The sequence below is a fragment of the Paraburkholderia sp. RL17-381-BIF-C genome (genome assembly GCF_046026435.1).
In the GTDB taxonomy this organism is placed as follows: Bacteria; Pseudomonadota; Gammaproteobacteria; order Burkholderiales; family Burkholderiaceae; genus Paraburkholderia.
This window is the reverse complement of record NZ_JARESX010000121.1, coordinates 1-13,980: the sequence shown is the minus strand read 5'-3', so window position 1 is coordinate 13,980 and position 13,980 is coordinate 1. Positions and strand designations below refer to the sequence as shown.

The window sequence follows — 13,980 nt, the reverse complement described above, 5'->3', positions numbered from 1 at the left end:
TATCTATGAAGCACGCGTTGCGGTGCGGCGCTGGGAGGCTATTCGGTGGTGGCGGCGCCCGAGCGAGTGATGTTATCGAAGCCAGGTTCATGCGCGTTTGCACGTCGGCCGATAGTTATTCAGCCACAGTGGATCGCTTTCAACTCATTTAGGCGACGCTGGGACCAGTCCGTACCCGGACATCACAGCGATAAGCTTCGCGCGGTCGGGCGGCTCACCCGCATTGACTATGGCGCCGACGTCGCGGAAATACTGGGCGCCGATGTCGGGCGTAAGTATGATCAAGGCACGAGCCGTGTCACCGTGTGGATTGCTGAATTGATGGACCGATCCGCGTCGGGAATGCATCCACTGTCCTTGGGCCAGATCCCGGACTACGCCATCAACTGAGTATCGAAGAACGCCCTCCAGCACATACACGCACTCCTCATTATGTGTATGACTGTGAGGTGGAGGAACGCTCGAACCAGGAGGCACCGTCAACTCGAATACGCCCAACCCGCCTGTGCCGGCTCCATCAATCAGGTAACGAATCGTCAGACGACCGACCGTGATCAGTTCGCCTGGTTCCGCGTTGTCAACAGTCATTTAAATTTTCTCCCGCCTGAGTATTCGCGCCGGTCGCAAACACTACGAGTGTAGGCCGGAGACACGCCGCTTGCAGCGGTTTCCTGACCGAACGTCCGACATTGGGCAGCACGTAAGCGGCTGGACTTAGCTTTATACGATGACTACGCTTAAGAACGTCGCGCCGCCTGCCATGGCACCCGGCGCTTCACCACCCGTGTCCGCCGGAGGCATCGATGCCAAGTACACCAAACGTGGATCAGCAGGGACCTGGCGCCGACGGCAAGTATCAGCCCGAACCCACTCCTGAGCGACTTCTGCAACTGGGCATGGGATTCTGGGCGTCGAAGACGTTGCTGTCCGCGGTCGAACTCGGTGTGTTCACGCGCCTCGCGAGCGGTCCGAGCGATGCAGCGGAACTCATTGAGGCGCTCGGATTGCATCCGAGATCGGCCCTCGATTTTCTCGACGCGCTGGTTGCATTGAATCTGCTGGAACGCGAAGCCGGGATATACCGCAATACGCCGGAGGCCGGGCTCTTTCTGGACTCGACCAAGCCTGGTTACGTGGGCGGACTACTGGAAATGGCCAACGCCCGGCTGTATCCGTTCTGGGGCTCACTGACAGAAGCGCTTCGCACCGGGCGGCCACAGAACGAGGCGAAACACGGCGGCAACCTGTTTGACGCGATCTATCACGACGAAGCAGGCCTGCGGCGCTTTCTGCGAGCGATGACCGGAGTCAGTCTTGGGGCGGCCAAGGCGATTGCGCAGAAATTCCCCTGGAAGAATTACGGTACTTTCATCGACATTGGCACGGCACAAGGCGCGCTACCTGTGCAGATCGCGCTCGCTCATGCTCACCTGCTCGGCGGCGGTTTCGATCTACCGGAAGTGGGCCCGGTATTTAACGAGTACGTGACCTTGCACGGCTTGCAGGAACGGGTGCGGTTCCATGCGGGCAACTTTTTCAAGGACCCTTGCCCTGCAGCAGACGTGCTTGTGATGGGACACATCCTCCATGATTGGAATCTCGAAGAGAAACTCGAACTGCTGGCGAAGTGTTACGCGGCGCTGCCTCCCGGGGGGTGTCTGATCGTCTACGACGCGGTGATCGACGATGATCGCAGGCAGAATGCATTCGGTCTGCTGATGAGCCTGAACATGCTTATCGAGACCCCCGGCGGTTTCGACTATACGGGTGCGCAGTGTTGTGCGTGGATGAAGGAAGTCGGCTTCTCAGAGACACGCGTCGAGCCTCTCGCCGGCCCGGATTCCATGGTGATTGGAATCCGGTAGGAGCGGATTTGGCGCCCCGGCCGCCATTTACCGACGCGTGGAGCGACGCCACGATGCTGGCCGGCCGCCCACGCTCCGGTCCCTGCCGCTCATGGTCCCGCTCCGTAGAAACCCCATTTCAGAACGAAAATCGCGCGTGTTGCGCGAATAGCGCTCATATTATGCTGACTGCCGTTGTCGAGCATCCATCGACAGCGTAACTTCCTTACATCCCTGATCGCTCTGCGGACCAATGCCGATTTAAGGCTCGTGTCGCGTCGCAAGCGAAGCAAGTCATGCCGGTCGATGTCGGGATGCACATTCAATATTACTGATCGAATGTGCCGGCTGAAGCGGTGAAGCCGGCGCGATCCAAGCGAAGCGTTTTCGCTGACGAGCAGGGCGCAATCCCACCGCGATCAAATATCAATATTGGAGACAGACATGGCTGGCAGCCCCACCGAACACGAGCCGCATGGCACCCATCAGACAAGGAAGGCAACCGCGAGCGGCTGGATTGGCTCGGCGCTCGAGTACTACGACTTCTTTATCTACGCGACCGCAGCATCGCTGATTTTCCCGCAGCTGTTCTTCCCCTCAGGCAACCCGAAGATCGCGATCGTGGCGTCACTGGCGACCTACGGCGTGGGATATGTCGCGCGGCCGATTGGCGCCTTCTTTCTCGGACACTGGGGCGACACGAAAGGCCGCAAGAACGTCCTGCTGGTGTGCATGTTTCTGATGGGCTTCTCGACCATGGCCGTCGGCCTGCTGCCGACTTACCACCAGGTCGGCCTGCTCGCACCGGTGCTGCTGGTTGCGCTGCGCCTGATTCAGGGCTTCGCGGTGGCCGGCGAGATCTCCGGCGCCAGCTCGATGATTCTCGAGCACGCGCCATTCGGCCGGCGCGGTTACTACTCGAGCTTTACGCTGCAGGGCGTGCAGGCCGGCCAGATTCTCGCTGCGGCCGTGTTCCTGCCGCTCGCCCACTACATGCCTGAAGACGCGTTCAATGCCTGGGGCTGGCGCATTCCGTTCCTGCTGAGCGCAATCGTTCTGGTGGCGGGCTACATCATCCGGCGCGAGGTGAAAGAAACGCCGGCCTTCGCGACCGAAGGCGCCGTGCCGCGCTCGCCGATTGTCGAAGCCTTCAAGTTTAACTGGAAGGAGATGCTGGTCGTCGTGTGCTGTGCGTTGATGAACGTCATTCCGGTGGTCACGACGATTTTTGGCGCGGCCTACGCGGTTCAGCCATCGTACGGGATCGGCTTCCATAAAAGCGTCTACCTGTGGATTCCGGTGCTCGGCAACATCGTGGCCGTGTTCGTGATCCCGCTGGTCGGCAATCTGTCGGACAAGATCGGCCGCCGTCCGCTGATTATCGGCGGCGCGCTCGGTTCAGGGCTGCTGTCGTTCGGTTATCTCTACGCGATCAGCATCCATAACGTGCCATTGGCGATCGTGATGTCGATACTCATGTGGGGCGTGATCTATCAGGGCTATAACGCCGTTTTCCCGAGCTTTTACCCCGAACTCTTCCCCACGCGCTCCCGGGTTTCGGCGATGGCGATTTCGCAAAACATCGGCACCACGATTACGGCGCTGCTGCCGGCTCTCTTCGCAACCGTCGCGCCTCCGGGATCGACCAACATCCCCATGACGATCGGTGCGATCACGTTCGGCGTCACGATAATTTCGGCGATTGCTGCATACAGCGTGCGGGAAACGTACCGGATTCACCTGAACGACCTTGGCCAGCGCAGCGCAAAGCCTGTCGACAAGGAGGACTACGAGCGGATGCGCGAGCAGACCCTGTCCGGCGCAAAAGCGGCGTAGCAATCGAACGTCTGGATGCAAACGCCGGTGCCCGGCATTCATCGTCCGGGTCCGGTCTGCATCAAAAGATCGCGCAATGAAGTTGGGCGCGCAACCATTGGATTAGCCCGCTGAACGGGACGGCGCGCTGCCGGTTAGGCGGTCGCGCTGTCACTGTCGGTTCGCCAGCCTGGCGGGCCGGCCACAACGATTTGTATGGAGCGTCCCTCATGAATCAGCCTTGCATTATCTCCGTCGCCATTACCGGTTCAGTGCCGCGTAAGAAGGACAACCCGGCTGTGCCGGTCACCATTGCCGAACAGATCGAAAGCACTCACGAAGCTTATGAAGCCGGCGCGACGCTCGTACACCTGCATGTGCGCGACGAGCAGGAAAACTCCAGTTCCGACCGGTCGAGCTTCGCGAAGCTTCAGGAAGGCATCCGCAAGCATTGTCCCGACATCATCATCCAGTTTTCGACGGGCGGCCGCGGCCGTTCGTTCGAGCAGCGCGGCGCGATGCTCGATCTGCGTCCGGACATGGCGTCTCTCGCAACGGGCTCGGTCAACTTTCCGACGACGGTCTACGAAAATCCGCCGGATTTCGTCCGCTCGCTGGCAAAGATGATGCTCGACTACAACGTCAAGCCGGAAATCGAAATCTTCGATCTGGCGATGCTGTACAGCACCGTCGACCTGGTCGGGCTCGGCCTGCTGAAATCGCCCGTGCACGTGCAATTCGTAATGGGCGTGAAGAACGCCCTGCCCGCGCGACGCGAGATCCTGGAGTTCGAGGTGCAGCAACTCAGGGCGCTACTGCCCGATGCAACGTGGACGGCTGCCGGTATCGGACGGCATCAACTCGAGGTGAATCACTGGACGCTGGAAATGGGCGGCCATTGCCGCACAGGTCTCGAAGACAACGTCCGCTGGGACAAGGACACGCTCGCGAAGAGCAATGCGCAACTGGTGGCACGGGTAGCATCGTTGTGCGGCGAGTATGGGCGGCCGGTAGCGAGCGCCAAACAGGCGCGTGAACTGCTGCATTTGCCGGCCTTGTAGGGCGACGCCGCGCGCCGTCGGCGTCCGCTCGGCTGCCTCAACCGTTTTGTTTTTCTGCGTTAGGTACTGGTGATTGTGCCGCGTTGCGCCCGATTTCATGCGCCCCACGAAAACTATTACGATTCAAGGCTCTAGCGCGTTCACCAGGTAGTTATCAACACCCTCTTCAACAATATCTGGGGATAAGTCGGGCGAAGAGCGTGATCGAGCCGTAACGGCCGCCCTCATGGGGCGGCATGACAGGCCTCAATCCGACCGCGAGTGCATGCGGCTTATAACAGCGGTCACGATGGGCACGCCGACTGTCTAGTGCCGTTCAGAAGCACGGCGCGTTGACATGATCCACCAATCCAGCAGTCAACGTGTCGAGCCTCGCACGCGGTCGATCTGATCGTTGAGTCGCGCTACAGAATTGGCGAGGAACGCGACTCTGGCGTCGAGACGGGAAAGAAGCAGCGTCGCGATAAGAATTGCGAACGCAAACGTAATGACAGCGGCGGCGAGCCATTGAGGCTTGACGCCGTTCGCTGCGCCGCAAATCGAGCCAACTGGGAAATTCGCCGCGGCCATGCCGGTGTAATGCATACCCGCGATGGCAATCCCCATGACACAGGCCGCACCAATGCGCTTGGGCATCACATGGTTCTGATCTGCGCCGCGCAGCGTGTTCGCGACCCACAGCGCCGCAGTAGACGCTGCGATTGCAATGAGAATCGAGCCGGCAAAAATTCTGGGTTCGTAGCGAATCGCCGGATTCATCAGCATCGCGGCCATTCCCATGTAATGCATGCCGGCAATACCTAACCCCATGAGAACCCCACCCGCCAGCAAATGGAACAGCTTCAGACGTTCCCGCGTGACGACATGCAACGCAAACCACGAGACGATCACCGCAATCGCGAGCGAGTAAAAGGTTATGGTGAAATCGTAACCAATCGGAATATCCAGGGAAAACGACAGCATGCCGATGAAGTGCATGGACCAAATGCCAACGCCCATTGCCAGGGCGCCGGCGGCCAGCCATAGTTGCCGGGCACGGACGTAAGCCAGAATGGAAAGCCGGTCTGCGAGATCGATTGCCGTAAATGAAGCAAGCGTCGCGACGATAAGGGAAACGGCGACTAACCCGAGGTTATAGTTGCTTTGCATAGATTGGGGGCTCTTTCACAAGAGCTCGATTAGTGGTTATCAAGAGCCTCACGCGGCCTCTCTGCCGACGAAGACTGGGCTCTGCATTCGCACTGGCCTGTGCGCTTATAAATCCATTCTGAGTATTTTTAGCCGCTTGAGTATCCGCGACGGTGTCAATTCTAGTGCATGTTGGTGGGAAGATGATCGACGACCGGACTCAATTGCGCAAGCCCGTTGCACTCGCGTCCGTCGTACTCACGACGCTGCTCATCGACCTTGCTTTCTGGGCCATGAATGCGCATTTCGAGTGCCAACTCTCACCCGACAAGAAGGCACCCCAATGCGGCCAACGTCAATCCCGCGCTTATGCTCGCTCGCCTGCGTTACGCAATTGATTTCGGTAGTCGCGGGTTCCGTTGCAACGAAGGTGATCGTTCGTTGATCTGCGGCCTGGCGTCTGTTTCGGCAATATCGCCGGCCGCGAACTGTTTGCGGTAAGCGGCGGGCGTGAGTTCTTTCAACGCTTTGAACTGTCGATTGAAATTAGCCACGTTCGGAAACCCCGAACGGGCTGCAACGACGGAAACGGGAGTCGAGGTGTGCGCAAGCATCCGGCAGGCGTGTCCAATCCTGACTCGCGCGATATATCGCCCAACGCTCTCTCCAATGTGCTGCTCGAAGTAGCGAGCCAGAGAACGTTCCGACACGTTAGCAGCGTCGCAAAGGTCGGATAGACGCAGTGGTTCAGCGAAGCGTAAATCAATCATTGAGAGCACGCGGTTTATACGCTCCGGTTCGTGCCCTGAAGGACCCTCTGCACGGTCGCTAAACGCGGTCGGCGAAGCAAGCGGATCGCCAGGTGCTTCTGCGAGCATGCACAAGACATTGAGTGCCGCGGCAAGGCGTTCTCGCGCGGTGCTGGACAGCAGCTTGTCGACCTGTACGCGCATCGCGGCGGCGACCTCCGGACCAAATGCCAGCCCGCAAGCGGCCCGACGCAACAGGTTACGCAAAGGCGCATATTCCGGGCAGACGTCCGCAAGCCGCCGCGCCCAATCGCCGCCAAACCAGATCACGATTGCAACCTGAGGAGATGCTGCGTCGATCGAGCGATTCGACGCCCATGTATGAGGAAGATTCGGGGGCACAAGAACCAGGTCATCGTCTACATAGTCTGCAATCGAATCCCCGATATAGCGCTTGCCCTGGCTGTTCAGCGTCAGGGTTAGTTCGTATTCGGGATGGTGGTGCCATTCGAACGGAATGCGCGGCAGACGCCGGTGGTAAACCCTGACCGAGCAGTCGTCGCCAAATTCGACATGTTCGTATGCTGGTTTCATGGCAGAAAACGCAAAGAAATTGTCTGGATGGTATCACTTCTGTGTGCACGGTCAGCCTATCCTGCGGATACAGCAGAACCCACGAGGAGACGACCATGGCACTCATCATCGACGACCTGCCGGCGGCCATCCGGCAGGCCAAACAGGAGCTTCGCGCACGACTTCCGAATTATCGGGATGTTTTCGCCGAGGTGGATGAAACGATCCGCGCCGAAGCCAGCAGAATTGCCGCGCAACGCAGTCGCGGCGAAAACGTGATCCCCGAAATCCAGTTCTCCGACATCGCAGAGCAGCGCGTGAGCGCCGAGCAAATCGAACTCGTCAAAACACGTGGAGCGTGTGTGATCCGCAACGTGTTCGACCGCGCTCTGGTGGAAGGGTGGGACCGCGATATCGCGGACTACCTCGAACGCAACGACCTGAATACGCGCCTGCAGAATCGGGCCGAGGACAAATACTTTGGCCAGCTCGCATCCAGCAAGCCGCAGATTTACGGCGTGTACTGGTCAAAGCCGCAGGTCCTCGCGCGCCAGGCGCCGTCGCTGACTGCGGCCCGTGTCTTTCTGAACCGGTTGTGGCGCAATGAAAGTGAAGGCCGGATCCATTTCGATCCAGAGCGAGTGCCGGTCTACGCGGACCGGATGCGTCGCCGGCCACCCGGCTCCGAGTCATTGGGCTTGTCCGCGCATTGCGACGGCGGCTCGGTCGAGCGCTGGATCGAAGCGAATTTCCGCAAGGTGTACCGGCATGTGTTCGACGGCAACTGGCGTCAATATGATCCGTTCGACGCCGCATTCCGGCCGGACGTAGAAGAGATTGCATCTCCCGCCGTATGTTCGATGTTCCGCACGTTTCAGGGCTGGACCGCACTGACGCCGCAAGGCCCTGGCGACGGCACGCTGCAACTCGTGCCGATTGCAAATTCGATGGCTTATATCCTGTTGCGCGCCCTTCAGGACGATGTGGCCGATGACGACCTGTGCGGCGCGATGCCAGGTCGCGCGCTCTCCATCAAGCCGGAATTTCATGCGCCGCTTTTCGACGCGCTCTCATCGATTCCCCACATGCAGGCGGGCGACACCGTGTTCTGGCATAGCGACGTGATCCACGCAGTGGAAGACGCGCACCGCGGCGCAGGCTACAGCAACGTGATGTATATCGCGTCGGCGCCCGCGTGCGCCAAGAACGACGAATACCTCAAGCGCCAGTTGCCTAGCTTCCTTGAGGGCAAAAGCCCGCCTGACTTCCCGACCGACCATTTCGAAGTCGACTTTGTCGGACGGGCTACTGTCGAAGATCTGACGCCGCTCGGGAAGGCCCAACTCGGTTTCGATCTGTAAGCGCTACGAAAACGCACGCCATCATGGCGTGCGCCTGCCTGGTGATTCATAAAGAAAACTAACGGAGACAGCCATGAAAAGAACAGTCATGTCAGCCGCAATCGTCGCTGCGGTGCTTGCCACAGGCGCACAGGTCGCAAGTGCTGCCGAGTCACTTTCTGTATTGCACTGGTGGACCTCTGGGGGCGAATCGAAGGCAATCAGAGTGCTCAAGGACGACATGAACAAGCAGGGTTACGAGTGGAAAGACTTCGCCGTAGCCGGAGGGGCGGGTGCGGCCGCCATGACGGCGTTGAAGACACAGGTCATGTCCGGTAACGCGCCGTCGGCTGCGCAGATCAAGGGGCCGCTGATACAGGACTGGGCTGATCAAGGCGTGTTGGTCGATATAGACAAGTCCGCTACTGACTGGAAAGCCCAACTTCCCGCGCAGATCAACAAGACCATGATGTCAAAGGGCCACTATGTGGCGGCGCCGTTCTCGGTGCACCGGATCAACTGGCTGTGGATCAACAAAGCCGCACTCGATAAAGTGGGTGGTAAGCCGCCGACGACATGGCCCGAGTTCTTCGCGCTAGCCGACAAGTTCCGGGCTGCGGGCATGACGCCCGTCGCGCGTGGTGGCCAGCCTTGGCAAGACATGACCATCTGGGAGACGGTCGTGCTTTCTCAGGGCGCGGATTTTTATCGCAAGGCCATGATGGAGCTCGACCAGAAAACACTCACTTCGCCGCAGATGTTGCAGGTATTCCAGACTGTCCGGAAGATTCAAGGTTACTTCGACAAAGGCTCGACCGGCCGTGACTGGAATCTCGCGACTGCCATGGTCATCAACGGATCGGGTGGGATGCAATTCATGGGGGACTGGGCGAAAGGTGAGTTTGCCAATGCGAACAAGAAAGCCGACGTTGACTATATCTGCGCGGCTGCGCCGGGTACGTCGAACGCCTTCACCTACACCGTAGACTCGTTCGTGTTTTTCCAGCAGAACGGCAAAAAAGAAGCGACACCTGGACAGCTTGCGTTGGCGAAAACAATCATGTCGCCCGCCTTCCAGGAGCAATTCAGTCTTTACAAGGGTTCGATTCCAGTCAGGCAGGATGTTTCAATGGACAAGTTCGACGCCTGTGCCAAGAAGTCATACGCAGATGAGCAATCCACCATCAAATCCAACACGTTCTTTCCGTCGTTCGCGTTTGGTGACGTTCAGTCGTCAGCCACCGAAGGCGCGATTACCGATGTCGTGACGGGCTTCATGAACTCGAATGAAGACCCGCAAGAGGCGGTGCGCAAGGTCGCGGCTGCAGCGAAGATCAAATAGGTACGAATTTCGAAGCCGCCTCGACAAAATCAAGCGGTCGTGCAAGGTCATTCGAGGAATGTGGCGGCATAACGCAACGCGTGTCCAGAATTCTGCATTCGATGTACCCGTAACACGCGTCATGCGTTACCCACTGTTACGGGCCACAAAGCAATTTTCCCAACCGGCGCGCGGCACAGACGCGTCCGGCCTCGTTATTGCTTTACCACCCCGTAGCATCGTCGATAACTAAACTCAAGAACGGGGTAAGCGGTGACACAGAACAGAGACCTTCGATTTGAAGCGCTTGATGGCCTGCGGCTTGTTTGCGCACTCTGGGTCATGTTGAGCCACTTCGGGCCGCCGCCCATTCATTTCACCTTTGGTATGTTCGCCGGTCATGCATTGACCATCGAGAGCATGTTCAAAAGCGTTTTCTGTGGCACGGCCGCAGTGGTGGCGTTCTTCATCATTTCCGGGTTTTGCATCCATCTGCCGTATGTCTCGGGGAAAACGCTTGCTGTCAAGAATTTCTACGTCGCACGACTGGTGCGTATTGGCGCGCCGATGATAGTGGCAGTAACCGCTGCCAAAGTGCTACCCAACGGAACATACGAGCTCGATGCCGTGCTCTGGTCGCTTTACAGCGAAATCCTTTACTACTTCGGCTATCCGGTCATCTTGCGAGTCGCGCGCAAAGGGGGATTGCCGCACCTCACGGCCATTGCCTTCCTAATGGCGCTGGTTGTTAATCTTATTCCGGATGACACTCACGGCTACTTCTGGTCTAACGGGATCATCCTGACGACGTTGCGCGGATTGCCGATCTGGCTTCTCGGTTGCATCATCGCGCAGTTTTACGCTTCTTCGTCGAGATCCCCGACATCACTACGCATTTTGGGCTTGGCTGGCGTGCGACAGACGTTACGCGTGTTAATAGTGTTGGCGAACGCAATCGCCTTGATCCTGCATTTCCTGACGCCGCTGCACTACAAGTGGAGCATGCTTCCCTTCGCAATCCTGTGCGCGCTCTGGATCGTTGCAGAACTGGAAGCGAGCGCGTCGCGGACGATATTCACGCGAGTTGCGCCGCTTGGCCGCGCATCCTATTCGCTCTATCTCACGCACAAGTTGGCGATACCGGTCGTTGCTGTGATGTATAGCAGTCTGGCAGGTGCGCAGTACTGGATTGCTCTGCTATGCATCGCCATCATCCTCACCAACCTTATGTACTTCATGGTTGAGACCCCGGCCCACCGACTCTCAAGAGCGATCGGTCGAAACTGGATGAAACGACAAACTGATCCAGTCATTACCTGATCTACCCATCAAGCCACCTTCGCGGTGGCTTTTTTGTCACCTCGTCACTCGCCACAACCGCCTTCGGGCGGTTTCTTCGTTTACGGACATGACCAACGTTACCCAAATCCACGAAGGGAAAGAGACGTTGACCGTTGACGTCAACATCCCCGGCCACGAGCCGCATATGACGAAGGCTCTGTTCAAGCGCACGCGTAATGCCTTGCTCTCGCGGTACGGCGGCCGCTGTTTCATCTGCAACGCGACGGCCGACGAAAGTTGGCCATCCATTCGAAGCGCATCACCACCCGATCGAGCGCTCCTTTGCCGAGATGATCGAATGGGAGCGCTTCAAGTTCGACGCGCAGGTCGGCGTCTGGGGTGAAGCGAACCAGGCATTCGACTGGGACAACTTCACCGACTGGACCCAGTTCGTCGACGACATGACGGTCAACGGCATGTTGCTTTGCAAGGCGCACCACATCGGAAAAGACGAAGGCCTGCACACGCTGCCCTTCCCTATCTGGATCGCGCAAAAGTGCGGCAAGGAAGGTTATCAATTCTCCGGCACCGAAGTGATTCACCGCCGGCAATAGGAGCATTCATGCAGTCAGATACGAAGAAATATCTCGCGGCCGCCGGCATCCTCGTGGTTTGGCGCGGCTTCGCATTCGTCGGCAAGACGCCGGTCGACGGTGTCATCGCGACCACGCGGCCACCTCCAACAAATAACCTCCCCGGCAGTAATCCCGCCGCGCGACGCGGCTCCCTCCCCAGGAAATTCACACCATGAACCGAATCATGCTGCTTGCGGCAGGTACACACGATGGCCGGGCACGATGGACATGGGGCGCACGCGTGCCCGGCGTGCGCCCCATCACCCGTATGCGTCGTCAACGATTGAAGCTTGGTCAGCTCGCCCTGCACAAATCGCCAGTTGATCAGCTGTTGGTCACTTCGTATCCGCGACGCGCGGCCTCGCTCTTGTGGCGCAGTTCTTCCGTGGTTTCGCCGCCGCCTTCCGGCATCCAGCCCGGTGGCCGGATAACGTGATTGATCGCGGTCCACGCGTTCTTCGCCTTCAACACGTCCCGGACAAGGGTAGCCCAGTGCTCGAACTCGACGACGAACGGATTGCGTGAGGTTGTTGGCGTAACGAGCCCGTAGCGGCAAGGTTCGTCGGCGCGTTCCTCGACGTAAGTGCCGAACAGCCGGTCGAAGATAATCAGCACGCCGCCGTAGTTCGCGTCCAGATATTCGACATTCGACGCATGGTGCACGCGGTGCGACGAGGGCGTATTGAACACATACTCGAGCCAACCGAGCTTCGGAATCCACGTGGCATGAAGCCAGAACTGATACATGAGGTTGAAGAAGAGCGTTAGCAGAACGACTTCCGGACGCACGCCAAGCCACACGAGCGGCGCGAAGAAAATCGCCGAGCCCGTCAGCTTGCCCGTCACGCCGAGCCGGTACGCGGTTGAGAGGGTCAACTGGTTCGGCGAATGATGCACGGCATGCGTGGCCCAGAAGAAGCGGATGCGATGCGACGCGCGGTGATACCAGTAGTAGCAGAATTCCTGACCGATGAAGAGCGCCAGCACCATCAGCGCGCTATTGAGTTCCACCGTGAAGATGCGATGCTCCCAGGCTAGCGCAAACACAGGTGTCGCGAGCGAGAGCGGCAGCAGCGCGAGCAGCTTGCGCGCGAAGACGTCGGCCAGCGAAAGCCACACTTCGTACCACGCGAATGGCGTGGCCGCATTGCGGTTTCTCCGACTCAGCCAGACGGCTTCGACCATCGATACGGCAATGACGAATGCCGTGACATATAGCGAGAATTTTCCGAGTTGTTCCATGACGATGCCATAACGGTAGTGACCGGGGGATATCGTCTGCGGTGAGGTTGTGGAACAGTGCATCGCATCCGATATGCGCACTGTATCTATGGCTCCCGCAACAGGCTATGCGAAAGTTATTTCACCGCATGTCATGTGGCTCGAAGCCTTTCCAGCCAAGACTGGCAGCCGCTTTTGTCTCTTAGACACCATTGCGCGAATCGCATCTTCGGTGGATGCCGTCAGTCCATTGCGGTGGGCCGCCGCGCGGAAATCGGTGGGCGGCGGCTCCCACCTCCTCAGCGCCGCTCCGGCTGCAGGTATCGCCGAATCGACGTATTGGGCGCCCCAATATCTCCACCATTTGGAGCGCGCACGGCGCGGAAAAGCTCGACTTGCCTGAAGTTCGCAAACTTTTCATAAAAGAAATTAGATACGACTGAGCGGTCGTGCTTTTTTAACAAGATTTGCTCACGACGGACCGAGGAGTCAGGTCAATACCGTTTCGACTTCCTGCGCGCCAAGCACCGCTGCCTAACCTCTGGTGACTGAGTCACGACTGGTTAGGCAAACGGGCGGGCCCGGCCGAGTCCGCATATTCCACTCGGCAACCGCGACGATACGATTTCGACCGTCGTCAAACGCTTTGAGCGTGCGGACTTCGCTGGCGCCTGGCGGCAGCCAGAGATGTGCTTCAAATGCCTCACGGGAGATTGCACACTCAGCAGAGCCGGTCCGTTCTGACAAATGGAATGCTATTCTGCTTCCGTCTGGCGATAGCCCCGGCGCGAAATCAAGAACTTGCATGCCGCACCTCGTGAATACACCGGCCAGCTGAGCTCCTGCCGCTCGCTCGAAATTTCCCAGAACATACGTGCCATCCCTACAGTCCGACCAAGCATCCCCATATGCCGCAGGGTCCTGCGCCGGGGCAGATTTTCATTCCTCCGGGTATGGCAGATGTTTCTGCGAGCGGCCGCCGTAGAAAAAGTCGAATGCCTCCTGTCGACCC

At 58.7% G+C, this 13,980-nt stretch carries 13 protein-coding genes; 8 read left to right on the top strand and 5 right to left on the bottom strand.

All coding sequences use genetic code 11. The features are described 5' to 3' along the window. Positions 1-144: 144 nt before the first annotated feature. On the bottom strand, positions 145-588 hold the full coding sequence (locus tag P0D70_RS34930; RefSeq protein WP_091803865.1) for a cupin domain-containing protein: 444 nt from the start codon (positions 586-588) through the stop codon (positions 145-147). A 215-nt stretch (positions 589-803) separates the two neighbouring features. Between P0D70_RS34930 and P0D70_RS34925 the strand changes: the two genes are divergently transcribed. The 3 genes from P0D70_RS34925 to P0D70_RS34915 all read left to right on the top strand — a co-directional run bounded on the left by P0D70_RS34925 (position 804) and on the right by P0D70_RS34915 (position 4,720). Further along, entirely contained in the window at positions 804-1,865 is a 1,062-nt protein-coding gene (locus P0D70_RS34925) for a methyltransferase (protein ID WP_408187859.1), read from the top strand. 423 nt (positions 1,866-2,288) lie between these two features. Continuing rightward, positions 2,289-3,680 (top strand): MFS transporter, encoded by a 1,392-nt coding sequence (locus tag P0D70_RS34920; protein ID WP_408187858.1) that lies wholly within the window; start codon positions 2,289-2,291, stop codon positions 3,678-3,680. Positions 3,681-3,889: 209 nt separating this feature from the next. Then, positions 3,890-4,720 (top strand): 3-oxoadipate:acetyl-CoA acetyltransferase, encoded by an 831-nt coding sequence (locus tag P0D70_RS34915; protein WP_408187857.1) that lies wholly within the window; start codon positions 3,890-3,892, stop codon positions 4,718-4,720. Between the two features lie 357 nt (positions 4,721-5,077). Here the strand turns inward: P0D70_RS34915 and P0D70_RS34910 are convergent, their stop codons facing one another. Both P0D70_RS34910 and P0D70_RS34905 read right to left on the bottom strand, forming a co-directional pair. After that, complete coding sequence (locus P0D70_RS34910) at positions 5,078-5,869, bottom strand: MHYT domain-containing protein (protein WP_408187856.1); 792 nt, start codon at positions 5,867-5,869, stop codon at positions 5,078-5,080. Positions 5,870-6,234: 365 nt separating this feature from the next. After that, positions 6,235-7,191 carry a helix-turn-helix domain-containing protein gene (locus tag P0D70_RS34905; RefSeq protein WP_408187855.1) on the bottom strand — a complete coding sequence of 319 codons (957 nt, stop codon included), beginning with the start codon at positions 7,189-7,191 and terminating at the stop codon, positions 6,235-6,237. Positions 7,192-7,286: 95 nt separating this feature from the next. On the opposite strand from P0D70_RS34905, the gene P0D70_RS34900 reads away from it, so the two are divergent. From P0D70_RS34900 to P0D70_RS34880, 5 genes are all read left to right on the top strand, one after another. Beyond that, entirely contained in the window at positions 7,287-8,531 is a 1,245-nt protein-coding gene (locus tag P0D70_RS34900; RefSeq protein ID WP_408187854.1) for a DUF1479 domain-containing protein, read from the top strand. A 73-nt stretch (positions 8,532-8,604) separates the two neighbouring features. Then, entirely contained in the window at positions 8,605-9,852 is a 1,248-nt protein-coding gene (locus P0D70_RS34895) for an ABC transporter substrate-binding protein (RefSeq protein WP_091803886.1), read from the top strand. A 252-nt stretch (positions 9,853-10,104) separates the two neighbouring features. Continuing rightward, on the top strand, positions 10,105-11,151 hold the full coding sequence (locus tag P0D70_RS34890; RefSeq protein WP_286162113.1) for an acyltransferase family protein: 1,047 nt from the start codon (positions 10,105-10,107) through the stop codon (positions 11,149-11,151). Between the two features lie 197 nt (positions 11,152-11,348). Beyond that, the gene (locus tag P0D70_RS34885; RefSeq protein ID WP_408187853.1) at positions 11,349-11,726 is read left to right on the top strand and encodes a hypothetical protein; all 378 of its coding nucleotides are present in this window, start codon (positions 11,349-11,351) and stop codon (positions 11,724-11,726) included. 8 nt (positions 11,727-11,734) lie between these two features. Next, positions 11,735-11,923 (top strand): hypothetical protein, encoded by a 189-nt coding sequence (locus P0D70_RS34880; protein ID WP_177205126.1) that lies wholly within the window; start codon positions 11,735-11,737, stop codon positions 11,921-11,923. Positions 11,924-12,071: 148 nt separating this feature from the next. Here P0D70_RS34880 and P0D70_RS34875 read toward each other — a convergent pair whose 3' ends face one another. Continuing rightward, on the bottom strand, positions 12,072-12,989 hold the full coding sequence (locus P0D70_RS34875) for a sterol desaturase family protein (RefSeq protein ID WP_408187852.1): 918 nt from the start codon (positions 12,987-12,989) through the stop codon (positions 12,072-12,074). A gap of 513 nt (positions 12,990-13,502) precedes the next feature. Further along, the gene (locus tag P0D70_RS34870; RefSeq protein WP_408187851.1) at positions 13,503-13,775 is read right to left on the bottom strand and encodes a DUF1488 family protein; all 273 of its coding nucleotides are present in this window, start codon (positions 13,773-13,775) and stop codon (positions 13,503-13,505) included. Positions 13,776-13,980 lie beyond the last annotated feature (205 nt).

What these genes read in the sequence shown, in the direction of transcription:
- P0D70_RS34930 (WP_091803865.1), bottom strand. Translation starts at nt 588, where the DNA reads ATGACTGTTGACAACGCGGAACCAGGCGAACTGATCACGGTCGGTCGT.
- P0D70_RS34925 (WP_408187859.1), top strand. Translation starts at nt 804, where the DNA reads ATGCCAAGTACACCAAACGTGGATCAGCAGGGACCTGGCGCCGACGGC.
- P0D70_RS34920 (WP_408187858.1), top strand. Translation starts at nt 2,289, where the DNA reads ATGGCTGGCAGCCCCACCGAACACGAGCCGCATGGCACCCATCAGACA.
- P0D70_RS34915 (WP_408187857.1), top strand. Translation starts at nt 3,890, where the DNA reads ATGAATCAGCCTTGCATTATCTCCGTCGCCATTACCGGTTCAGTGCCG.
- P0D70_RS34910 (WP_408187856.1), bottom strand. Translation starts at nt 5,869, where the DNA reads ATGCAAAGCAACTATAACCTCGGGTTAGTCGCCGTTTCCCTTATCGTC.
- P0D70_RS34905 (WP_408187855.1), bottom strand. Translation starts at nt 7,191, where the DNA reads ATGAAACCAGCATACGAACATGTCGAATTTGGCGACGACTGCTCGGTC.
- P0D70_RS34900 (WP_408187854.1), top strand. Translation starts at nt 7,287, where the DNA reads ATGGCACTCATCATCGACGACCTGCCGGCGGCCATCCGGCAGGCCAAA.
- P0D70_RS34895 (WP_091803886.1), top strand. Translation starts at nt 8,605, where the DNA reads ATGAAAAGAACAGTCATGTCAGCCGCAATCGTCGCTGCGGTGCTTGCC.
- P0D70_RS34885 (WP_408187853.1), top strand. Translation starts at nt 11,349, where the DNA reads ATGCCTTGCTCTCGCGGTACGGCGGCCGCTGTTTCATCTGCAACGCGA.
- P0D70_RS34880 (WP_177205126.1), top strand. Translation starts at nt 11,735, where the DNA reads ATGCAGTCAGATACGAAGAAATATCTCGCGGCCGCCGGCATCCTCGTG.
- P0D70_RS34875 (WP_408187852.1), bottom strand. Translation starts at nt 12,989, where the DNA reads ATGGAACAACTCGGAAAATTCTCGCTATATGTCACGGCATTCGTCATT.
- P0D70_RS34870 (WP_408187851.1), bottom strand. Translation starts at nt 13,775, where the DNA reads ATGCAAGTTCTTGATTTCGCGCCGGGGCTATCGCCAGACGGAAGCAGA.